We start from the raw sequence: 21958 nt of genomic DNA, 5'->3' as shown, positions 1-21958 counted from the left end.
AGCGAGGAGCGGATGCCGCGCCCGGCCGGGGCGCGGCATCCGCTCCGGCCCGCGGGGACTGTGGATAACTCGATCCGAGTATCGTACATATGTTCTAGAGTCTGGGTATGGCATTCGATCCGAGATACGGCGACGACGAAGACGTCGTCGAGGCCTGGGGCGACGAGTTCCTGCCGCCGGTGCCCGACGCGGTCGATCTCGTGCTCGAAGCGGCCACGATGATGGCGGTCTTCGCGGCCGAGCGATTCGAGCGCGTGCATGCGATGCATCGCGAGGCACTCGACGACGCGGCGCGTGGTGGCGTCGCACTGACTGACGTCGTCGAGCGCGGCATCCGGCTCGAGCTCGCGGCGGCGCTGCAGATGACGGAGCACGCGGCGGGTGCCCTGATCGAACGCGCTGAGGCCCTGGTGCGACGATTTCCGCGCATGCTCGACTCGCTGAGCCGAGCGCGCACGACCGAGCGCCACGCCGAGATCTTCGCCGACGCGATGGTCGGCGTCGAGGCGGAGTTCCACGACGCGGTGGTGCCGCGGGCGGTGGCCCTGGCCGAGGTCGAGGCTTCCGGTACGTTCCGTCGCTCGCTGGCCCGGCTGATCGAGACCGTGCGGGCTCAGACGCTCGCCGAGCGACATGACGCGGCGCTGTCTCGTCGGCGTGTCCACGTCGAGCGCGGCGACGACGGCATGGCGTGGTTGATGGCCTACCTCCCGGCGGTCGAGGCGCACGCGATCCACTCGCGCGTGACGGCGATGGCAAAGGCGATCACGGCGGCCGACGGGGAGCGCCGCACGCTCGACCAGGTTCGCGCCGACGTTCTCGGCGATCTGCTCATCGAAGGCGACACGACAGCCCTGCCCGAGGCGGCGCGAGGAGTGCGGGCATCGGTCGTCGTGACCGTTCCGGCGCTCGCGCTGCTCGGGGAGGGCTTCGTGCCGGGCTCCGAGCCCGCGAGTGTCGAGGGCGTCGGGCCGATCCCGCACGCGCGTGCACGGGAGTTGTGCGGCCGGTCGGAGGGATGGATGAGGGTTCTCACCCATCCCGAGACGGGCGTGGTGCTCTCCGTCGGCCGCGACAGGTACCGCCCGCCGCCGGAGCTGCGGAAACTCGTCCGATGGCGCGCGGATCGCTGCATGGCGCCGGGGTGCGGGGTGCCGGCGTCCCGCTGCGAGATCGACCATTCGGTCGCGTGGGAGCATGGCGGTGCGACCGCCCTGTGGAACCTGTGTCCGCTGTGCAAGGGGCATCACCGCGTGAAGCATCACGGCCGGTGGATCGTGCGCCAGCTCGACGGGAGCGGTGGATCGTTGGAGTGGATCTCACCCACCGGACGAAGATACGTGGTGGAGCCGGAGCGGCGGGTGCCGGTCTTTCGGGCGAGCGAGGTGGCCGACGCGACTGCCGGGGCTGCGCCGCCGGTCTGAACCTTCAGGCGAGCTCGTGCAGCAGGAAGGCCGCGAGGAATCCGATGGTCGCGTAGAGGCCGGTGAGAGCGCGCTGCTCCTCGAACGCTTCGGGGATCATCGTGTTGCACACCATCGCGAGCAGGCCGCCGGCGGCGATCGTCGTGATGAGGGCGATGAGCTGCGGTGGCGCGGACTGGAACGCGACGAAGCCGAGCACGGCCGCGATGACGGTGACGAGGGCGATGCCCGACCACAGGAGGGCGATCGAGCGACCGCTCGATCCGCTGCGCTTGAGGGCCGCGGTGGAGCCGAGTCCTTCGGGGATGTTGCTGATCGCGATGGCCGCGACGATCGGGATGCTGATGCCGCCCTGCAGCACCGACAGCCCCATCACGATGGATTCGGGGATGCCGTCGATGAGGGCGCCGATCGCGATCGCCGCGCCGGTGCCGCCGGCGAGCTTCGCGCCCGACCTCCTGGCGACGATGTTCGCGGAGGACTCGACCGCCGGGCCCGCTGACGCCGACGCCGAGCCCGAGGTCCCCGTCGGCGGCTTCGGGCGCGACACCAGCCAGTCCGCGACGATGTAGATGATCGCGCCCGCCAGGAACCCGACCGCCGTCGGGACGAGACCGCCGACGTCCGCCGCCTCCTCGACGAGCTCGAAGGCCAGCGTCGAGATGAGCACGCCCGAACCGAGCGCCATGATTCCCGCCACGACGCGCTGCGGGATGTCGATGAACCATGCCACGACCGCTCCGAGCAGGAGCGCGCCGCCGCCGATCAGCCCGCTCAGCGCGGCGAGCCACACATTCGCCATGGCGTCAACCTAACCCGGAACGAACGACGGATGCCCCGGCCACGCGGGCCGGGGCATCCGTGGTCGACACGTCAGATCAGGCGTCAGGTCAGCGGATCCCGAAGCCCGTACGTCCGGATCCGACGTCCGTGCGTCAGTGAGCCAGCGCGTGCCCGCGGTCGCCGGCGGCGAGACGCTCGGCGGCAAGACCCTCCGCGGCCTCGAGCGGAGTGACGCCCCGCGCCTCGGCCTCGTCGAAGATCGTGCGCAGAGTGTCTCCGATGCGCCCGACGCGGTCCATGATCTCCGGGCGAGAGCCGAGCTTCTTCGCCTCGAGATCGAGGTAGATGACCCCGCCCGCGTTGACGACGAAGTCGGGGGCGTACAGGATGCCGCGCGCGGCCAGCCGGTCGGCGCCCGCACGAGCCGCAAGGGGATTGTTCGCCGGCCCGCACACGGCCTTCGCGTTCAGGCCGTCGATGACGTCCTCGGTCAGCAGGCCGCCGATACCGGCGGGAACGAACACGTCGGCGGGCACCAGGTGCTCCTCGCCGGGCATCGCCCAGTCGGCGCCGAGCTCGAGCGCGAGATCCCGCTTGGCCGGATTCACATCGGTCACGGTGAGCAGCGCACCCTCAGCAGCCAGGCGCACGGCCAGGCGGCTCCCGACCTGACCGAGACCCGACACGGTGACGCGGCGACCCGACAGGTCGGCCGAGCCGGTCACGCGCTCGAGCGTCGCGCGCAGCGACTCGTACACGCCGAGGCTCGTGGGGCCGGCGGGTTCGCCCGAGCCGCCCACGGCGTCGGGAAGGCCCACGACGTGCTCCGTGCGCTCGCTCACGACGAGCATGTCCTCGGTCGTCGAACCCACGTCCTCCGCGGTGCGGTACAGCCCGTGCAACGACTCGACCGCGTCACCCAGGTCGAGGAAGGCGGCCCGGCGACGCTCCGCGTCGAGCACGGTGCCCTCGGGCAGCGCGATCACCGACTTGCCTCCGCCCGCGTCCAGTCCCGCGGCCGCGTTCTTCAGCGTCATGGCGGCAGACAGGCGCAGGGCGTCACCCAGGGCGTCGCTCCAGTGCGGGTACGTCCACAGCCGTGCACCGCCCAGCGCGGAACCGAGCACAGAGGAATGCAGGGCGGCGACGATGATGAGACCACTCCGCCGGCCGGTGATCACCTCCACGCGCTCGTGCGTGAAATCGGGCAGGGGCAGGGTGTGCGTCATCGCGGTTCTTCCTTCGGCGGGCCTTGTGGGCAGTGCGCTGCGAACGCCGCGGCTTTGCGGCATCCGTCTCTATTGCACCACTGCGTGACGAAGTGTTCAACCGCATCACCCGGTACCGCGCAATGTGCGCAGCCAACTCCCACCGACGGGCGCAGGACGTGTGCACGCTGACACCCCGGTGCGAGCCCGGTGGCATCGAACGTCATCAACCACCGAGCATCCGCACGCGGGATTACTGTCGGACCATGCCCGAGCAGTACACCCACGGTCACCACGAAAGCGTCCTGCGCTCCCACGAGAAGCGCACCGTCGCGAACTCGGCCGCCTACCTCATTCCGTCGCTGAAGCAGGGGCTGCGCGTCCTCGACGTCGGGTCCGGGCCCGGCACGATCACGATCGACCTGGCGCAGCGCGTCGCACCGGGCACGGTCACGGGGCTGGATGCCGCCCCCGACGTCGTCGCGAAGGCCGCCGCGCTCGCCGCGGAGCGCGGGGTGGTCAACGTCTCCTTCGCCGTCGGCGACGCCTACGCGCTCGAGGCGCCGGCGGGTTCGTACGACATCGTCCATGCGCACCAGGTCCTGCAGCACCTCTCGCGCCCCGTCGACGCGCTGCGCGAGTTCCGGCGCGTGCTCGAGCCCGACGGCCTCGTGGCCGCCCGCGACGTCGACTACGCCGGCGTCATCTGGTACCCGCTCGTGCCGGGGCTCGACGAATGGCACGAGGTCTACCTGCGGGTGCACCGTGCCGTCTCCGGCGAGCCCGCGGCGGGTCGTCGGCTCAAAGCCTGGGCGCGCGAGGCCGGCTTCGCCGACATCACCTCAGCGGCGTCGCTGTGGCTCTTCGAATCTCCCGAAGCCCGCGAATGGTGGGGCGGCTCGTGGGCGGAGCGCGCCCTGCACTCGACCTTCGCGCAGCATGCCGTCGAGCACGGCATCACCGATCAGGCGGGACTGGAGCGCATCGCCCAGGGGTGGCGGGAATGGGCCGCCTCGGACGACGGCTGGTTCCTCATGCCGCACGCCGAGATCCTCGCCCGGGGGTGAGCGGCACTCGGCGATCCACCGCAGGGACTCGTCGAAAGGCTGAGAGTGCGACCGCCGCGGCGCTCGCGCTCGGGAGGGCTCGGGAGCGCTGAGCGACGCCCCTAGGCTGAACACGTGACCGCCCAGCTCCCCGCACGCAGCATCCTCGTCCACGACTCGCTCCGCGCCGCCGGCATCACCGGCGACATCGTGGTGCTCCCCGATGCTGCGTCCACAGCAGTGCTCGCCGCCGCCGCCCTCGGGGTCGAGGTGGGCGCGATCGCCAACAGCCTCGTGTTCTGGTCCGATGACGAGCCCCTCCTCGTCATGACGAGCGGCGCGCACCGCGTCGACACCGCCGCGCTTGCCGAGCGCCTCGGGCGCACGAGCATCCGCCGGGCCACCCCCGAGCAGGTACGGGAGGCGACGGGCCAAGCCATCGGAGGGGTGGCCCCGACGGGGCATCCGACCGCACTCACCACCGTGATCGACGAGGACCTCGCCGGCTACCCCGAGATCTGGGCCGCCGGCGGAACTCCGCACACGGTCTTCCCCCTGACCTACGACGAGCTCGTCGCCCTCACCGGCGGCACCGTCACGAAGGTCGACTGACCGGCTCCGTTTGTGCGGGCGAATGGCCGCGTCGCACGAGCGTCATACGCGCATTCGCCCGCACAAACGGATCGGGACAGGGCGGGACGGATCAGGACAGGGCGGGTCGGGGGTCAGGGGCGGCCGATGCGGCGTTCGAGTTCGCGGGCGGCGTCGGCCAGGAGCGCCGCCAGGTCACCGGGGTTGCGCTCCGCCTCGACGGGCCAGGTGAGGGCCAGTGCGGCGGCGGGCCATCCGGCATGGTCGCGCACGGCGAGCCCGACCGAGCGGAGACCGAGGGTCACCTCCCCGTCCTCGACCGCGTGGCCGCGAGATCTCACCTCGCGCAGCACGTCCCGCAGCTCGCCCGGACGCGACGGACCCCGGCCCGTGCGATCGGCGAAGGCCGAGGCATCCGGATACAGCGCCCGCACCTGCTCGCGGGGGAGTGCCGCCAGCATCGCGCGACCCGTCGCCGTGAGGTGCGCGGGCAGCCGCACTCCCACATCGGTCACGAGGGCGGGCCGGCGCGGCGCGCGTTCCTCGACGATGTAGAGCACGTCGCGGCCGGTCATGACCGCGAGGTGCGCGCTCTCGCCGGCGCGGTCGGCCAGTGCCGCCACGAGCGGCCGCCCGAGGCGTGCCAGCGGCTGCTGCCGGGAGTACCCGCCGGCGAGCTCGAACGCGGCCGTTCCGAGCCCCCAGCGGCGCTCGCCGGGGAAGTGGATCACGAACCCGTGCGCCGCGAGCGCGTCGAGCAGGTGGTACACGCTCGACCGGGGGATCCCGAGCGTCGTCGCGATCGTGCTCGCGGCGACCGGGCCGCGCTGGCGCGCGAGGAACGACAGGATCCGCAGCGTCTGGTCGGCGGCGGGTACCTGTGGTCGTTCGGGGGGCGGCTGGGTCGGCGACGTCCGGCCGGTGGCGGGCGGCGCCGGTCGTTCGGACGGCGATGTGTCTGGCATACCAGACACAGGATGCCACGCCCCGCTGTCGCCCGCCATCCGCGGGGTGTGGAATCGACGCATGACCACCGTCACCGACTCCCGTCCCGGCGTCGTCACCGTCGGCGCCGCACCCCTGCGCCCGGAGGACGTCGTCGCCGTCGCCCGCCACGACGCCCGCGTCGAGATCGCCTCCGACGCCCTCGCTCGCGTCGCCGCAGCCCGCACCCTCGTCGAAGGTCTCGCCGACGACCCCGACCCGCACTACGGCATCTCGACGGGCTTCGGAGCCCTCGCCACCACCTTCATCGTCCCCGACCGACGCCTTCAGCTGCAGGAGAGCCTCATCCGCAGCCACGCGGCCGGCACCGGACCCGAGGTCGAGCGCGAGGTCGTGCGCGCCCTGCAGCTGCTGCGCCTCCAGACCCTCGCGACCGGTCACACCGGTGTGCGCCCCGTCGTCGTGGAGACCTACGCCGCGATGCTCAACGCCGGCATCACCCCGATCGTGCGCGAGTACGGGTCGCTCGGCTGCTCCGGCGACCTCGCGCCGCTCTCGCATGTCGCGCTCGCCGCGATGGGCGAAGGACGCGTGCGCGATGCCGCGGGAGTCGAGGTCGACGCCGCCGATGCGCTGGGCGCGGCATCCGTCGTCCCCCTCGTGCTGCGAGAGAAGGAGGGCCTCGCCCTCATCAACGGCACCGACGGCATGCTCGGGATGCTGTTGCTCGCCCTCCACGATCTGTCGGTGCTGCTCGACACCGCCGATGTCGCCGCGGCGATGTCGGTCGAGTCCCAGCTGGGGACGGATGCCGTCTTCGCGGCGGACCTGCAAGCGCTGCGCCCCCAGCTCGGGCAGGCCGTCTCGGCCGCGAACCTGCGGGCGGTGCTCGCCGGATCGCCCATCGTGGCATCCCACCGTGACCCGGCCGTCTGCACGCGCGTGCAGGACGCGTACTCGCTGCGGTGCTCGCCGCAGGTGCACGGCGCTGCGCGGGACACCGCCGACCACGCGCGCCTCATCGCGTCGCGCGAACTCGCCGCCGCCGTCGACAATCCGGTGATCACCGACGACGGCCGCGTCGAATCGAACGGAAACTTCCACGGAGCTCCGGTCGCGTACGTGCTCGACTTCCTCGCGATCGCCGTCGCCGACGTCGCGTCGATCTCGGAGCGCCGCACCGACCGCGCACTCGACCCCGCGCGCAGCCACGGACTGCCGCCGTTCCTCGCACACGAGGTCGGCGTCGACTCCGGGCTCATGATCGCCCAGTACGCCGCCGCCGGGATCGTGTCGGAGCTCAAGCGCCTCGCGGTGCCGGCATCCGTCGACTCCATCCCCTCCAGCGCCATGCAGGAGGACCACGTGTCGATGGGATGGGCCGCCGCCCGCAAGCTGCGCCGCGGCATCGACGGCCTCGCCCGCGTGCTCGCGATCGAGGTGCTCACCGGCGCGCGAGCGCTCGACCTGCGCGCGCCGCTGCAGCCCGGCGCGGCCACCGGCGCCGTGCGCGATCTCGTGCGCACGGTCGTCGACGGACCCGGTCGCGACCGCTTCCTCTCGCCCGACATGGAGGCCGTGACCGCGCTCGTCGCGTCCGGCGCCGTCGCACGGGCCGCCTACGACAACACCACGAAGGAGTGACCATGACTGCCACCGAGACCGCCCGCACCGTGCGCGCCCCGCGCGGCCCCGAGCGCACCGCGAAGAGCTGGGGCGCGGAAGCCGCCAAGCGCATGCTCATGAACAACCTCGACCCGGAGGTGGCCGAGCACCCCGAGGACCTCGTGGTCTACGGCGGCACCGGCCGCGCGGCCCGCAGCTGGGAGGCCTACGACGCGATCGTGCGCACGCTCGACGAGCTCGAACCCGACGAGACGCTCCTGGTGCAGTCGGGCAAGCCGGTCGGCGTATTCCGCACCCACGAATGGGCGCCGCGCGTGCTCATCGCCAACTCCAACCTCGTGGGCGACTGGGCGACGTGGCCGGAGTTCCGCAGGCTCGAAGAACTCGGCCTCACGATGTTCGGCCAGATGACCGCCGGCTCGTGGATCTACATCGGCACGCAGGGCATTCTGCAGGGCACGTACGAGACCTTCGCCGCCGTGGCGCGGAGCCTCGGCAAGGACGACCTGTCGGGCACCCTCACCCTCACCGGCGGCGCCGGCGGCATGGGCGGCGCGCAACCGCTCGCGGTCACGCTCAACGGCGGCGCCGTGCTCATCGTCGACGTCGACGAGTCCCGCCTCGCCCGCAGGGTCGAGCACGGCTACCTGGACGAGTACACGACCGACCTCGAGGCTGCCGTCTCCCGCGTGTCCGCGGCGAAGGCCGCGGGTCAGGCGCTGTCGGTCGGCGTGGTCGGCAACGCCGCCGAAGTGTTCGGGGACCTCCTGCTTCGCCACCGTGCGGGCGATCTCGAGATCGACATCGTGACCGACCAGACCAGCGCGCACGACCCCCTGGCCTACCTGCCGGTGGGCATCGCCTTCGAGGACTGGAAGGCGGCGGCATCCGACGATCCCGAGGGCTTCACGGCACGCGCGCGCGGCAGCATGGCCAAGCACGTGGCGGCGATGGTGGGATTCCAGGATGCCGGAGCCGAGGTCTTCGACTACGGCAACTCGATCCGCGCCGAGGCGCAGCTGGGCGGCTTCGACCGCGCATTCGCGTTCCCCGGCTTCGTTCCCGCGTACATCCGGCCGCAGTTCGCGGAGGGCCGCGGACCGTTCCGCTGGGTGGCGCTGTCGGGCGACCCCGACGACATCCGCAAGACCGACGAGGCCGTCAAGGCGCTCTTCCCCGACAATGCGGGGCTCGTGCGGTGGCTCGACAAGGCGAGCGACGCCGTGCACTTCGAAGGGCTTCCGGCCCGCATCTGCTGGCTCGGATACCAGGAGCGCCACCTCGCCGGCCTGAAGTTCAACGAGATGGTCGCGTCGGGCGAGCTGTCCGGTCCGATCGTGATCGGCCGCGATCACCTCGACTCGGGCTCGGTCGCCTCGCCGTACCGCGAGACCGAGGCGATGGCCGACGGGTCGGACGCGATCGCCGACTGGCCGCTGCTCAACGCGCTGCTCAACACGGCGTCGGGCGCGGCGTGGGTGTCGATCCACCACGGCGGAGGAGTCGGCATCGGCCGGTCGATCCACGCCGGGCAGGTCACCGTCGCCGACGGCACGCCGCTCGCGGCCGAGAAGCTCGCCCGCGTGCTCACGAACGACCCGGGCACCGGCGTCATGCGTCATGTCGACGCCGGATACGACCGTGCGAAGGAGGTCGCGCGCGAGCGCGGCCTGAACGTGCCGATGCTGGACGCCTGACCCCACAGCTGTGCCCGGCCGGTCGAGCCGTGTCCCGATCTCTGTCGCATCGGGGGCCGCGAAACGACGGGAAGTGGGACATGCAGGCGGAGAATCGGGACATGAAAGGACGGATGCTGTGACCGCGACGCTCATCACGAACATCGGCGAGCTCACCACCAACGTCGAGCGCGAGGGCGACCCGACCGGTGTGCTCCGCGACGCCGCGGTGCTCGTCGAGGGCTCGCGCATCGCGTGGACGGGAGCGATGACGGATGCCGCGGCCGCAGCCGCCACGCGGACCGGCGCCGTCGTCGTCGACGCGGGTGGGCGCGCCGTGATCCCCGGGTTCGTCGACAGCCACACCCACCTGGTGTTCGGCGGAGACCGTGCCGACGAGTTCGAGGCGCGCATGGCCGGCGTGCCCTATGCCGCAGGCGGCATACGCCGCACGGTCGCCGCGACCAGGGCAGCGACCGACGACGAACTGCGCGCGCGCCTGACCGGATTCACGGCAGAGCTCCACGGCCAGGGAACCACGACCTTCGAGATCAAGACCGGCTACGGGCTCACGGTCGAGGACGAGGCGCGACTCGCACGGCTCGCCGCCGAGGTCACACCCGAGGTCACATTCCTGGGCGCGCACGTCGTGCCGGCGGAATACGCCGACCGGCGCGAGGAGTACGTGGAGCTCGTCGTCGGTCCGATGCTCGAGGCGGTTCGGCCGCACGCGCGCTGGGTCGACGTCTTCTGCGAACGCGGCGCCTTCACGGCGGAGGAGTCGCGCCGGATCCTGGCGGCCGGATCCGCACACGGCTTGCTGCCGCGCGTGCACGGCAACCAGCTCGGGCACGGTGAGGGCGTGGGTCTCGCCGTGGCGGCGGGCGCGGCATCCGTCGATCACTGCACCTATCTGGACGACGCGGATGTCGCGGCGCTGGCGGGCTCCGACACGGTGGCGACGCTGCTGCCCGGCGTGGAGTTCTCGACGCGGCAGCCCTACCCCGATGCGCGCCGGCTGATCGACGCCGGTGTCACGGTGGCACTCGCGAGCGACTGCAACCCGGGGTCGAGCTTCACGAGCTCGATGCCGCTCATGATCGCGCTCGCCGTGCGCGAGATGGGCATGACGCCCGCCGAGGCCGTGTGGGCGGCGACCGCCGGCGGCGCGCGCGCCCTGCGCCGCGACGACGTCGGAGCGGTCGCGCCCGGGATGCGGGCCGATCTGGTGCTGCTCGACGCGCCGACACGCGTGCATCTCGCCTATCGGCCGGGTGTGCCCATGATCGCGGGCGTGTGGAAGGACGGCGAGAGGCTCTCCTAGAGGGTGAGCGTCGGCTCCTAGGGGCCTGTCGGCGTCGGCGCAGGTGTCGGCGCAGGTGTCGGCGTCGACCGGCCCGCTGGCTCAGCGGGGTGCGTCGAAGGTCCAGTCGGAGGGGTCGAGCGCGGTCGCGACGTCCCAGTCGTCGGCGTCCCAGGTGAAGGTCGCCACGGCGCAGGTCGGCATGTGAGCGATTCCGTCATCGGACAGCCGTCCGGCGAGCACGCTCATGCCGGGGTCGTGCGCGACGATCATCACCGAGTCGACCCCGGACGCCGCCGCCACTGAGAGCAGCAGGCCGGCCGGCGCGCCGTAGAGCTGCTCCTGCACTGTCATGGCCACCCCGGTCGCCGAGGCGAACGCCTGCGCCGTCGTGCGGGCGCGCAGCGCGGTGCTCGACAGGATCACGTCGGGGCGGAACGCCGACTCGGCATACCGCTGCGCCATGCGCGGGGCATCGGCGCGGCCCCGTTCGTTCAGCGGACGGTCGTGGTCGTCCAGGAGCGGGTCGTCCCAGTCCGACTTCGCATGCCGCACGAGCGCCAGCCGGATCATGCGCCGGTCGCCTTCCCGGCCAGCAGCTCCAGCACGCACAGCGCCGCAAGCCGCACGGTGCGCCCGTCCGGGGCGTCGGCCGTGGCGTCGACTTCGACGATGTCGGCGGTGCGCACGCGCGCATCGGATGCCGCAGCCCGCACGATCGCGCGGAGCTCCCACGCGGCGAGCCCACCTGGCACCGACGCCGGGCACCCCGGCGCCACCGAGCGATCGCACACGTCCACGTCGATGTCGAGGTGGATGCGGCCGCCGTCGGCACCCGCGATCTCGAGCGCCTCGGCCACGACGTCGGCCGCGCCGCGGCGCCGCACATCGTCGAGGCCCACCACGGTGATCCCGAGGTCGGCGGCGCGCTGCGCGTACGCGACGGAGTTCGCGAAGTCGGCGATGCCGAGCTGCACGATGCGGCGAGGATCGAGGCCGTCCTCGACGAGCCGCCGCACCGGCGAGCCGTTCGAGACGCCGTCGCGCAGATCGAAGTGCGCGTCCAGGGTGATGACGCCGGTCGCGCCGGCGCCCTGCGCCACCGGGTAGGTCACCGAGTTGTCGCCGCCGAGCGCGACGACGAGCGCGGCATCCGCCGTCAGTTCAGCCACCGCGGCGCGGACGGATGCCTCGCCCTCGGGCCCATCGGGTGACGCGATATCGCCCGCATCGGCGATGCGCAGGCTCTCGGTCAGATCCAGCGGCGGCGGTCCGAGGAGCGTGGGACTGAATCGTCGCAGCGCTTCACGCACGGCTGCCGGAGTCGCGTGCGCGCCCGTCGGCGACAGCGACGTGCGCCAGGCGGGAACGCCGAGCAGGACGGCATCCCAGCCGCCGGATGCGGCGTCGGGAGCGGGCCACCCGCCGGCCCGCGGCCAGAGGGGATCGTGGAAGAGCGTCACGCCTCCGACGCTACTCCGCACCGGGGCTCCAGAGGCGGTGCGCAGTCACGCGGGTCGTGGCGTCAGCGTGCGCAATTCGGACACTCTGACGGGATGCTGCCGCCCGCCGCCGAGCTCAGACCGACACGTAGACCCAGGCGTCCCGGTCGCTGGCGAGCCTGACCTGGACCCGTCGGTAGAGTGCGACCTCGTACTCGTCGGACGCGTCGAGTTCGTCCTCCGTAACCCACAGCGCTTTGCCGACGACCTTGTCGAGCGCACTTCCCGTCGCGCGCACGATCGGGTGCACCGACAGGCCGGACAGATCGACGACGCGGGTGTCCTCGATCTCGGCGTAGTCGACGGTGTAGCCGGGGAGGACGTCGTCCTCGGCGACGAGGAGGCGCCCGAACGTGTCGAGTTGGACATCGGGATTCTGGAGCGTCCCGTAGCTGAAGAGGAGCTGGTCGGCGGCCACGGCATCAGGCTAGCGCCGGGCGTGCTCCCCGGGCAGTCGCCACGACGCGTGACGTCACGCAGGGCGCCGAGATCTCACCCGAGGAACGCGTGCGCGATAGAGAAGATCGCGAGGCCCGCCAGTGCACCGACAACCGTGCCGTTGAGCCGGATGTACTGAAGGTCGCGTCCCACCATCAGCTCGATCTTCTCGGTCGTCTCCTTCGGATCCCAGCGCTCGACGGTGTCGGTGATGATCGATGCGATGTCGTGGCGGTACCGGTCCACGAGGAAGACGGCGGCATCGGTCACCCAGGAGTCCACGCGACGCTGGAGGGAGGCATCCGTCGTCAGCCGCTCGCCGATCTCGGCGAGCGCCGTCGCGGCCCGCCGACGCAGCGCGCTGTCGGGGTCGGCGAGCGAGGTGAGCAGCCCGGCTTTCGCGGTGTTCCACGCCTCGGCGGCGAGTTCGCGGATGCGCGGGCTGTCGAACACGGTCGACTTCGCGTCCTCGAGTCGGCCGATCGTCGCCGGGTCGTGCTGCAGGTTCTCGGCGAGGCGGTCGAGGTATCCGTCGATGGCCTGGCGCGCCTGGTGGTCGGGATCGGCGCGGACGGCGGCGACGAACTTGACGGCCTCGTTGTAGACGGTGTCGTCGACGAGGCGATGCGCCACCGACGGCAGCCACGACGGCAGCCGCTTCGAGACGAGCCCCGTGAACGCGACCCGATTGGCTTCGAGCCACGCCCCGATCGTGTCGACGGCCATGTCGACCGCGCCGTGGTGGGCGCCCGACTCCACGATGCGACCCAGCCACGCGCCGAGCGGCGGCCCCCACTCCGGTGCGATGAGGTGCTCGCGGGCGAGATCCTCGATGATGCCCTGGACGTCGTCGTCGCTGAGCGCCTCCAGCACGCCCGATGCCATGACGGATGCCTCGGCGGCGACCCGCTCCGCGTGGACGGGGTCGCTCAGCCACTCGCCGAGCCGCGCAGAGATCGCCGTCGCCTCGAGCTTGGTGCGCACGACGTCGCTGCGCAGGAACTCCGTCTCGACGAACTCGCCCAGCGTGCGTCCGATCTCGTCCTTGCGGTTGGGGATGATCGCCGTGTGCGGGATGGGGATCCCGAGCGGATGCCGGAACAGCGCCGTCACCGCGAACCAGTCGGCGAGCGCGCCGACCATGCCGCCCTCCGCCGCCGCGCGCACGTAGGCGAGGGCGGGAACCTGCGCCTGGAACGCGAACGAGATGACGAACACGACCGCCATGGCCACGAGGGCGCCGAGTGCGACGCCTTTCATGAGTCGAAGGCCGCGGCGCCGCTCCTGGTCGGCGGGGCTCAGCAGGGCCGTGGGGGTGGGCGACATGCCCGCCATCCTCGCACGGGGCGCCTCACGCGCGGATGGGGCTTGCGGCCGCGGGGCTCAGCCCTCCAGGGGTCCCAGCCACGCGGTGGCGACGGTCGCGTGCGCCGACTCCGGGTCGCTCGGGTGGAAGAGCCCGGCGAGCACGTCGCGGTACAGGCGGCCGAGCTCGTGCGCGGCGAAGTAGGACGACCCGCCCGCGACGAGGACGGCATCGTCGACCACCGACTTCGCGGCGACGACGGCCCGGTGCTTGAGTCCGGCGAGCAGCGAGAACCACCGTGCGCCGTGGTCGGCGAGTCCGTCGACGTCGCCGGCGAGTGCGGCGAGCTGCGGCGGGAGCGCGTCGTAGGCGAGCGCCATCCCGGCGATGCGCCGGCGGATGTCGGGGTCCTGGCTGTGCGCCCGGCCCGTGCTCTTCGAGGTGCGAGAGCGGGCGGACTCGACGGCCACGTCGAGTGCCCGTCGGGCGATGCCGGTGTAGACCGAGGCGAGGAGGATCTCGAACGCGCTGAAGATGCCGAACACCAGCGGATCGGGGTTCGGTCCGGGGTCGATCCGCCGCGCGATCCGATCCGCGGGTGCGACGGCGCCGTGCAGCTCGGTCGTGCGCGACTGCGTGCCGCGCATCCCGAGCGTGTCCCAGTCGTCGCGCGTGACGACACGACCGGCGGCCTCCTCCGACCGCGGCACGAAGGCGTAGACCATCTTCGGCGCGTCCGGCGACGTCGTGTCCAGGCCGTGCAGCCCGAGCTGCGTCCACACCGGCGCGAGCGAGGTGAAGATCTTCGTGCCGGTGAACGCGTAGCCGCCGTCGTCGCGGGGCGCGGCATCCGTCCCGCTGCCGAACAGCACGAGGTCGTTGCCCGCCTCGCTGATGCCGAACGCGAAGACCTCGCCCGCGGCGGCGCCCTCCTGCACGAACCGCAGCTCGTCGATGCCGCGATCGGCGAGGACCTTGGCGACGCCCGTCCACACCAGGTGCATGTTCACGGCCAGGGCGGTCGCAGGTGCGGCTCCCGCGAGCCGCTGCTGCAGCACGGATGCCTCGGCCAGCCCGAGCCCCGCCCCGCCCAGCTCGCTCGGCACGAGGATCGAGAGGTAGCCCGCGTCGCGCAGCTCGGCGAGGTCGGCGTCGGGGAACGTGTTGTCGCGGTCGTGGATCGGTGCCCGGGTGCGGATGCGGGCGAGGAGGTCGTCCGGCAGGAACGCCGCCGGATCGAACGCGGTCATGCGAGGACCGCCCGCAGCGCCCCGATCGTCGCGTCGGGCTTGTCGCGGTGCGGCGAGTGGCCCGCTCCGGACACGACCGACATGGTGATCCGCGGGTTCGCGTGGACGACCGCCTCGGCGGGCTTGCCGGCGAAGATGCTGTACACCTCCGGGTCGGACGCGATCACGTGGGTCGGCACGGAGAGGGCGGCCGCGGCATCCGTCACATCCCACACCGGGTTCTGCGTGCTCGTCTGCTCGACCGCCCAGCGACTCGCCTGCTGGGCGGAGAGCGCCTTGAGCTCGACGTCCTGCTCGTGCCAGTGGGGGTGGCTCGCGCGCACCGCCCGCACGGAGGGGTCGGCGAAGGACTCCTCCTGGCTCGCGCGCACGACGTCGCGGTCGTGGTCGGTGAGCGAGAGGGCGGGGTCGATGAGGATGAGGCGCCGAGTCCAGGAGGGATCGGATGCCGCCGCCAGCGTCGCCGCAGCGCCGCCGAGCGAGTGGCCGATGACGAGATCCCACGACCCGCCGTCGCGAGGATGGGAGGCCGCGAGGTCGGCGCCGTACGCGGCGAGCGTGTAGTCGAGCGTGCGGGGAGCCGTGCCGTGCCCGCGCAGGTCGACCGCGTCGGCACGCCAGCCCGCATCGGCGAGTGCGACGCCGTAGCGCCACATCAGCGGCCCGTTCGAACCCAGCCCGTGGACGAGCAGGGCGCGGCGGTCGGCGTCGGGGGAGCCCCACGAGAGTCGGGGAAGCGTCACAGCAGCAGGCATACCCGCCATGCTACGGATGCCGCGCCCTCGCAATCTCGTCAAGCCCGGGACCGGCCCCCGGCCTCGGCAGCGCGGGGAGAATGGTCTCCATGATCTCGACCGAGCTGGCACTGTCGCTGCGCGACGCCGGACTGGTGTGGCGCCCGCGGTCGGGCGACCGCTTCCAGCTGGACGAGCCCGAGTTCGAGGCCGATGTGTTCACGGTGAGCGAGATGACGATCGAGCCGCGGGAGTACCCGACGGGCCGCATCCTCGCATTCAACGGCACCACGGAGTGGGCGCTGGACTCCGTCGCGCTCGAGGACGCGCTGTGGCTGCCGCACGAGAGCCAGCTGCGCGAGATGCTCGGGCGCTCCTTCCGCGCACTGCGGCGCCTGCCCGATGCCTTCGAGGTCGAGATCGAGCTCGCCGGCGAGGCCCGGGTGTTCGAGCATCCGGCGCCGGCCGACGCGTACGCGCTCGCGCTGCTCGAGCAGCTGCGCCGGCTCGCCTGACCGGGCACGACGTCGGCGATCCCGGCGCCGCCGGGCGCGGCCTGCACAATGACCCTCAGAACAGGAGATCTGGCGAAATGCAGGACGGTCCCCGCGGGAACCGTCCTGCATTTCGCCGGATCTCCTGTTGAGGACGCCGCCGACTCGCCGGATCACACTCCGATCGTGAGCGAGGCGGTGTAACCCGAGGACGCCGACCCCGACATCGTGGCGATCTGGTGGATTCCGCCGTCGTCGCCGAACACGTTGTCGCTCTGCAGGGAGATCTGGGCCGCGTTGCGCACGCTCTGCTCGTAGCCGCTGGTCGCGTAGACCACGGCGTTCGTCTCGTCGGGCAGCGCGATCTGCGACGTCTTCACGATCGGGCCGGAGGCGACCGCCGTCGCGACGTCCTCGTACACCTCGAAATGGATGTGCGGCCAGCGGCCGGAGTAGCAGGCCGGATAGATCGAGGTGAAGCGCACCGTTCCGTTCGCGTCGGTCTGCTGCACGCCGCGCAGGTAGTTCTCGGTCTCGACGCCCTGGCTGTACAGCGAGTAGCGCCCCTCACGGTCGCAGTGCCAGAGGTAGACGCCGCGACCCGCGAGGGCGGCGCCGGTGGAGGAATCCCGCACCGTCAGCGCGATCGTGAGCGGCACACCCTGCGCGACGGTCGTCGAAGACCCGAAGCTCGCGCGGATGTCGCTGCGCACGATGCCGGAGTCGTCGAGCACATTGACCCCGTTGGATCCGTCGCCGGGATAGGGACCGCCGGTCTCGTCGGGCACCTCGTCGAGGGGGGCGGATGCCTCGGCCGTCGCGCTCGCCGTCGGAGTCGGGGTCGCGCTCGCCGTCGCGGATGCAGAAGGCGACGGGGTGGCCGAGGCATCCGCTTCGCTCTTCGCGCCGCACGCGGCGAGAAGGCTCGTGAGGGCGACGCCGCCGAAGATGCCGAGCGCCCGGCGGCGGTCGATGAGGGTGCGGATGTCGTACACGAGGCCGCGGTGGTCCTCGTCGATGATCCGGCCGTTCGCGTCGGTCCAGCGGTTGTCGTCGTCTCTCATGGGTACGAGACAACTCCGTGCGCCTATGCGCTCGCTATGCGAGCACTATGGCCCGGATACGGCTCGGTCAGGTGATCGTCTGAACCGGCTCGGTGTCGGGGATGGGGCTGGCGTCGCGCCCGCGCAGGTCGGGGAACCCGCGCACGAAGGCGATCGCGACGAGGAGCCCGGCCACGGCGAAGGCGGTCGCCGCGAGGTAGGCGCCCGTCGGACCGATGTCGTCGATGAGGAAGCCGGCGATGGCCGAACCGGCGGCCGCGCCGATGAGCTGGCCCGTGCCCACCCAGCCGAACGCCTCGGCCGTGTCGCTGAACTTCACGCTCGCCGACGTCATCGCGAACAGCACCGCGAGGGCGGGGGCGATGCCGATGCCCGCGAGCACGAGCGTGCCGCCGAGCCAGAACACGTTGAGCGACACGATCGTGAGGGCCAGGCCCACGGTCACGATCGCGAGGCGCCGCGCCATCGCCCACGGGCCGATCGGGATGTGGCCGAACGACAGGCCGCCGGCGAGGCTTCCCACCGAGAACAGGGCGAGCACCAGTCCCGCCTCGAGTCCGCCGTGGTCGAACGTCGCCACGACACCCGCCTCGACCGCCGCGCACGCGCCGATCAGCAGGAAGCCGACGACGGTCGCGAGGAGCACTGGTGCCTTGGTCAGCACCTTGCCGATGCTGCGGCGGCTGCGCGGGATGCGCACCCGCCCGACCTCGGGGGAGAGGACGAACCACGCCCCGCCGGCCAGGAGGATGACGACGATGAGCAGCAGAGCGGGAACCGTGCCGACCTGGGTCGCGACGAGCGTGATGACGACCGGCGCGATGATCCAGATGATCTCCTGCAGCGACGCGTCGAGCGAGAACAGCGGCGTGAGCTGCTTCGCCGTGACGAGCTTCGGGTAGATCGTGCGCGCGGCGGACTGGATCGGCGGCGTCGTGAGCCCGCTGACGAATCCGAGCGCCATGTAGCCGGGGACCGGCAGGGTGAGCAGCGCCATCGCCGTGATCGAGAGCGCGCACAGGATCAGGGTGGTCGTGATCACGGGGCGCATGCCCCAGCGGCCCATCCAGCGGCTGGTGACGGGTCCGGCGATGGCCTGGCCGATCGACGCGGCCGCGAGCACGAGCCCCGCCGAACCGTACGAGCCCGTGACGTACTCGATGTGCAGCAGGATCGCGAGGCTGGTCATGCCGTTCGGGAACCGCGCGGTGAGCTGGGCGGCGATGATGCGCCCGACTCCCGGAGTGCGAAGAAGATCCCGGTAGCCCGCCACGGATCAACGTTAGCGCGCGCGTCGGACGCGACGCCGCGGGCGGCGGCGGGGCGACACGCCCGGGTCGTGGGGCGACACGCCGCGACACGCCGGAACGCATCATCCACAGGCAGATCGGATGTCGGAACCCCGGCGTAACGTCCGACCTGTGGACAGCCTCGATCGAGGCCGCCGAAATCCCTGTGATTCAGGCTTTTTCCAGGTTCGGGAACAGGTGCCCGCCTGTGGATGAAACGGTGGAGAACCTGTGTTGTACATGGGGAGAGCGGTGGAAAATCACACTGATGTAACTACTAGCCCTTGTGGTGCTACCGGATGTCGGTACCCACATGTAGTGTTGGTCTCCCGGCGGGGGCCTGCCGGAGAATCAAGCAGATGTGAGGGGAGAGACAGGATCAAAATGGCGATCACCGTCTACACGAAGCCCGCGTGCGTACAGTGCACGGCGACCTATCGAGCGCTGGACTCGAAGGGCATCGAATACGAGATCCACGACCTTTCCGAGGACCCTTCGGCCCTCGAGCAGGTCAAGGCGCTGGGCTACCTCTCGGCGCCGGTCGTCATCACCGATGAGGACCACTGGTCGGGCTTCCGTCCCGACAAGATCGACGAGCTCGCGTCGCGTCTGGCCTGATCGGGTTTCGGCGGCGCTCAACCACCGCCTAGATGTGTGTGACTCGTGAGGAGGCGGCGATGAGCCTGGTGGCCACCGAGGCCCCTCTGCTGGTCTACTTCTCGAGCGTCTCGGGCAACACGGCACGCTTCATCGAGAAGCTGGGCGCACGCGCGGCGCGGATTCCGCTGCACTCGACGGATCCGCCGCTCCAGATCGACGAGCCCTTCATCCTCGTGACACCGACCTACGGCGGAGGCCAGGGCCGCGGCGAGGAACAGGGCGCCGTACCCAAGCAGGTGATCCGGTTCCTCAACGACGAGCGCAACCGGCGCCTGATTCGCGGAGTGATCTCCGCGGGAAACACCAACTTCGGCGAGCACTACTGCATCGCCGGCGACATCATCAGCCGCAAGTGTCATGTGCCGCACTTGTACCGGCTAGAGGTTTTCGGCACGCCTGAAGACGTGGAACGCGTGAGCGAGGGATTGGAACGATGGCAGACACTGCAGTGACAGAGAAGGACTTCAAGGCCGAGGTGCGCTTCGAGGGCATGGACTACCACGCCCTCAACGCGATGCTCAACCTCTACGACGCCGACGGGAACATCCAGTTCGACGCCGACAAGCGTGCGGCGCGGGAGTACTTCCTGCAGCACGTCAACCAGAACACGGTGTTCTTCCACTCGCTCAAGGAGCGCCTCGACTACCTCGTCGAGAAGGAGTACTACGAGCCCGAGGTCCTGGCGCGGTACTCGTTCGAGTTCATCCAGAAGCTCAACGACTTCGCGTACGGCAAGAAGTTCCGCTTCGAGACCTTCCTCGGCGCGTTCAAGTACTACACGAGCTACACGCTGAAGACGTTCGACGGCAAGCGCTACCTCGAGCGCTTCGAGGACCGCGTGGTGATGACGGCGCTCGGTCTCGCCGACGGCGACGAGAAGCTCGCCCTCAACCTCGTCGACGAGATCATCTCCGGCCGGTTCCAGCCCGCGACGCCGACGTTCCTCAACGCGGGCAAGGCGCAGCGCGGCGAGCTCGTCTCGTGCTTCCTGCTGCGCATCGAAGACAACATGGAGTCGATCTCGCGCGGCATCAACTCCTCGCTGCAGCTCTCCAAGCGCGGCGGCGGCGTCGCCCTGCTGCTCTCGAACATCCGCGAGTCGGGTGCTCCGATCAAGCAGATCGAGAACCAGTCCTCGGGCATCATCCCCGTCATGAAGCTGCTCGAAGACAGCTTCAGCTACGCCAACCAGCTCGGCGCGCGTCAGGGCGCCGGCGCGGTGTACCTCAGCGCGCACCACCCCGACATCATGCGGTTCCTCGACACCAAGCGTGAGAACGCCGACGAGAAGATCCGCATCAAGACGCTCTCGCTCGGCGTCGTCGTGCCCGACATCACGTTCGAGCTCGCGAAGAACGGCGAGGACATGTACCTCTTCTCGCCCTACGACGTCGAGAAGGTCTACGGCGTCCCGTTCGGCGACATCTCGGTCACCGAGAAGTACCGCGAGATGGTCGACGACCCGCGCATCAAGAAGACGAAGATCAACGCGCGCGAGTTCTTCCAGACCCTCGCCGAGATCCAGTTCGAGTCGGGCTATCCGTACATCATGTTCGAAGACACGGTGAACAAGGCCAACCCGATCAAGGGCCGGATCAACATGTCCAACCTGTGCTCCGAGATCCTCCAGGTCAACACTCCGACCACCTACAACGAGGACCTCTCGTACGCCCAGATCGGCAAGGACATCTCCTGCAACCTGGGCTCGCTCAACATCGCGCTCGCGATGGACGGCGGCGACCTCGCGAAGACGGTGGACACCAGCATCCGTGCACTGTCCGCCGTCAGCGACCAGAGTCACATCGCCTCGGTGCGCTCCATCGAGGACGGGAACGACCGCTCGCACGCGATCGGCCTCGGGCAGATGAACCTGCACGGCTACCTCGCCCGTGAGCACGTCCACTACGGCTCGGAAGAGGGTGTCGACTTCACGAACATCTACTTCTACTCCGTGCTGTTCCACGCCCTCACGGCGTCGAACAAGATCGCCATCGAGCGCGGCGAGGCCTTCGACGGCTTCGAGGACTCGAAGTACGCGTCGGGGGAGTTCTTCGACAAGTACATCGACGAGGCCTGGGTGCCGGCGACCGAGAAGGTCGAGTCGATGTTCGCGGGCCACCACATCCCCACACAGGACGACTGGCGCGCGCTGAAGGCGTCGATCCAGCAGCACGGCATCTACAACCAGAACCTGCAGGCGGTGCCGCCGACCGGCTCCATCTCGTACATCAACAACTCGACGTCGTCGATCCACCCGATCGCGGCGAAGATCGAGATCCGCAAGGAAGGCAAGCTCGGCCGCGTCTACTACCCGGCGGCGTTCATGACGAACGAGAACCTGGAGTACTACCAGGACGCCTACGAGATCGGCTACGAGAAGGTCATCGACACGTACGCCGCCGCGACCCAGCACGTCGACCAGGGCCTGTCGCTCACGCTGTTCTTCAAGGACACCGCGACCACGCGCGACATCAACAAGGCTCAGATCTACGCCTGGCGCAAGGGCATCAAGACGATCTACTACATCCGTCTGCGGCAGATGGCGCTCGAGGGCACGGACATGTCCGAGTGCGTCTCGTGCACGCTGTGACACGCTGATCCGGGTTTCGAACGGGTTTC

Annotated in this window: 21 protein-coding genes; 10 read left to right on the top strand and 11 right to left on the bottom strand. The window is 70.7% G+C overall.

Annotation, left to right across the window (positions count from 1 at the left end; translation table 11 throughout):
• Positions 1 to 107 precede the first annotated feature (107 nt).
• Positions 108 to 1424: an HNH endonuclease signature motif containing protein gene (locus tag OL358_RS00955; protein ID WP_264708062.1), complete on the top strand. Its 1317-nt coding sequence runs from the start codon at positions 108 to 110 to the stop codon at positions 1422 to 1424.
• A gap of 4 nt (positions 1425 to 1428) precedes the next feature.
• Here OL358_RS00955 and OL358_RS00950 read toward each other — a convergent pair whose 3' ends face one another.
• Positions 1429 to 2226 carry a ZIP family metal transporter gene (locus tag OL358_RS00950; protein ID WP_264708061.1) on the bottom strand — a complete coding sequence of 266 codons (798 nt, stop codon included), beginning with the start codon at positions 2224 to 2226 and terminating at the stop codon, positions 1429 to 1431.
• Between the two features lie 133 nt (positions 2227 to 2359).
• Positions 2360 to 3436, bottom strand: coding sequence for a Glu/Leu/Phe/Val dehydrogenase family protein (locus OL358_RS00945; protein ID WP_264708060.1), 1077 nt, complete (start codon positions 3434 to 3436; stop codon positions 2360 to 2362).
• 245 nt (positions 3437 to 3681) lie between these two features.
• On the opposite strand from OL358_RS00945, the gene OL358_RS00940 reads away from it, so the two are divergent.
• Positions 3682 to 4482: a methyltransferase domain-containing protein gene (locus OL358_RS00940; RefSeq protein ID WP_264708059.1), complete on the top strand. Its 801-nt coding sequence runs from the start codon at positions 3682 to 3684 to the stop codon at positions 4480 to 4482.
• Positions 4483 to 4596: 114 nt separating this feature from the next.
• Positions 4597 to 5073, top strand: coding sequence for a YbaK/EbsC family protein (locus tag OL358_RS00935; protein ID WP_264708058.1), 477 nt, complete (start codon positions 4597 to 4599; stop codon positions 5071 to 5073).
• A gap of 113 nt (positions 5074 to 5186) precedes the next feature.
• Here the strand turns inward: OL358_RS00935 and OL358_RS00930 are convergent, their stop codons facing one another.
• Positions 5187 to 6017: an IclR family transcriptional regulator gene (locus OL358_RS00930; protein ID WP_264708057.1), complete on the bottom strand. Its 831-nt coding sequence runs from the start codon at positions 6015 to 6017 to the stop codon at positions 5187 to 5189.
• Positions 6018 to 6078: 61 nt separating this feature from the next.
• Between OL358_RS00930 and hutH the strand changes: the two genes are divergently transcribed.
• From hutH to hutI, 3 genes are all read left to right on the top strand, one after another.
• On the top strand, positions 6079 to 7641 hold the full coding sequence (hutH, locus tag OL358_RS00925) for a histidine ammonia-lyase (RefSeq protein WP_264708056.1): 1563 nt from the start codon (positions 6079 to 6081) through the stop codon (positions 7639 to 7641).
• 2 nt (positions 7642 to 7643) lie between these two features.
• The gene (gene hutU / locus OL358_RS00920; RefSeq protein ID WP_264708055.1) at positions 7644 to 9320 is read left to right on the top strand and encodes a urocanate hydratase; all 1677 of its coding nucleotides are present in this window, start codon (positions 7644 to 7646) and stop codon (positions 9318 to 9320) included.
• Between the two features lie 118 nt (positions 9321 to 9438).
• The gene (hutI, locus tag OL358_RS00915) at positions 9439 to 10623 is read left to right on the top strand and encodes an imidazolonepropionase (protein ID WP_264708054.1); all 1185 of its coding nucleotides are present in this window, start codon (positions 9439 to 9441) and stop codon (positions 10621 to 10623) included.
• A gap of 81 nt (positions 10624 to 10704) precedes the next feature.
• Here hutI and OL358_RS00910 read toward each other — a convergent pair whose 3' ends face one another.
• From OL358_RS00910 to OL358_RS00885, 6 genes are all read right to left on the bottom strand, one after another.
• Entirely contained in the window at positions 10705 to 11175 is a 471-nt protein-coding gene (locus tag OL358_RS00910) for a SixA phosphatase family protein (protein ID WP_264708053.1), read from the bottom strand.
• Positions 11172 to 12065 (bottom strand): agmatinase family protein, encoded by an 894-nt coding sequence (locus tag OL358_RS00905; protein WP_264708052.1) that lies wholly within the window; start codon positions 12063 to 12065, stop codon positions 11172 to 11174. The genes OL358_RS00910 and OL358_RS00905 overlap by 4 nt, the downstream gene beginning before the upstream one ends.
• Positions 12066 to 12180: 115 nt before the next feature.
• Positions 12181 to 12522, bottom strand: coding sequence for a gamma-glutamylcyclotransferase family protein (locus tag OL358_RS00900; RefSeq protein ID WP_264708051.1), 342 nt, complete (start codon positions 12520 to 12522; stop codon positions 12181 to 12183).
• A gap of 74 nt (positions 12523 to 12596) precedes the next feature.
• Positions 12597 to 13868, bottom strand: coding sequence for a DUF445 domain-containing protein (locus OL358_RS00895; RefSeq protein WP_264708050.1), 1272 nt, complete (start codon positions 13866 to 13868; stop codon positions 12597 to 12599).
• 57 nt (positions 13869 to 13925) lie between these two features.
• Entirely contained in the window at positions 13926 to 15098 is a 1173-nt protein-coding gene (locus OL358_RS00890) for an acyl-CoA dehydrogenase family protein (protein ID WP_264708049.1), read from the bottom strand.
• The gene (locus OL358_RS00885; RefSeq protein WP_413631325.1) at positions 15095 to 15853 is read right to left on the bottom strand and encodes an alpha/beta fold hydrolase; all 759 of its coding nucleotides are present in this window, start codon (positions 15851 to 15853) and stop codon (positions 15095 to 15097) included. Before OL358_RS00885 ends, OL358_RS00890 begins: the two co-directional genes overlap by 4 nt.
• 89 nt (positions 15854 to 15942) lie before the next feature.
• Between OL358_RS00885 and OL358_RS00880 the strand changes: the two genes are divergently transcribed.
• Positions 15943 to 16347 carry a pilus assembly protein CpaE gene (locus OL358_RS00880; RefSeq protein WP_264708048.1) on the top strand — a complete coding sequence of 135 codons (405 nt, stop codon included), beginning with the start codon at positions 15943 to 15945 and terminating at the stop codon, positions 16345 to 16347.
• Positions 16348 to 16499: 152 nt separating this feature from the next.
• Here OL358_RS00880 and OL358_RS00875 read toward each other — a convergent pair whose 3' ends face one another.
• Both OL358_RS00875 and OL358_RS00870 read right to left on the bottom strand, forming a co-directional pair.
• Entirely contained in the window at positions 16500 to 17390 is an 891-nt protein-coding gene (locus tag OL358_RS00875; protein WP_264708047.1) for an intradiol ring-cleavage dioxygenase, read from the bottom strand.
• 67 nt (positions 17391 to 17457) lie between these two features.
• Positions 17458 to 18663 carry an MFS transporter gene (locus OL358_RS00870; RefSeq protein ID WP_264708046.1) on the bottom strand — a complete coding sequence of 402 codons (1206 nt, stop codon included), beginning with the start codon at positions 18661 to 18663 and terminating at the stop codon, positions 17458 to 17460.
• Between the two features lie 400 nt (positions 18664 to 19063).
• Here OL358_RS00870 and nrdH point away from each other — a divergent pair, with 400 nt between their 5' ends.
• The 3 genes from nrdH to nrdE are packed head-to-tail and all read left to right on the top strand — an operon-like array spanning position 19064 to position 21929.
• A complete protein-coding gene (nrdH, locus tag OL358_RS00865; RefSeq protein WP_056118519.1) occupies positions 19064 to 19297 on the top strand; it encodes a glutaredoxin-like protein NrdH in 234 nt (77 codons plus the stop codon).
• 59 nt (positions 19298 to 19356) lie between these two features.
• A complete protein-coding gene (nrdI, locus tag OL358_RS00860; RefSeq protein WP_264708045.1) occupies positions 19357 to 19791 on the top strand; it encodes a class Ib ribonucleoside-diphosphate reductase assembly flavoprotein NrdI in 435 nt (144 codons plus the stop codon).
• Positions 19773 to 21929: a class 1b ribonucleoside-diphosphate reductase subunit alpha gene (nrdE, locus tag OL358_RS00855; protein WP_264708044.1), complete on the top strand. Its 2157-nt coding sequence runs from the start codon at positions 19773 to 19775 to the stop codon at positions 21927 to 21929. Before nrdI ends, nrdE begins: the two co-directional genes overlap by 19 nt.
• The last annotated feature ends 29 nt before the right edge of the window (positions 21930 to 21958 follow it).

The sequence above is a fragment of the Microbacterium sp. SSM24 genome, from assembly GCF_025989145.1.
Lineage (GTDB): Bacteria > Actinomycetota > Actinomycetes > Actinomycetales > Microbacteriaceae > Microbacterium.
The sequence above is the reverse complement of the archived record's forward strand: the minus strand, read 5'-3'. Positions and strand labels throughout refer to the sequence as shown.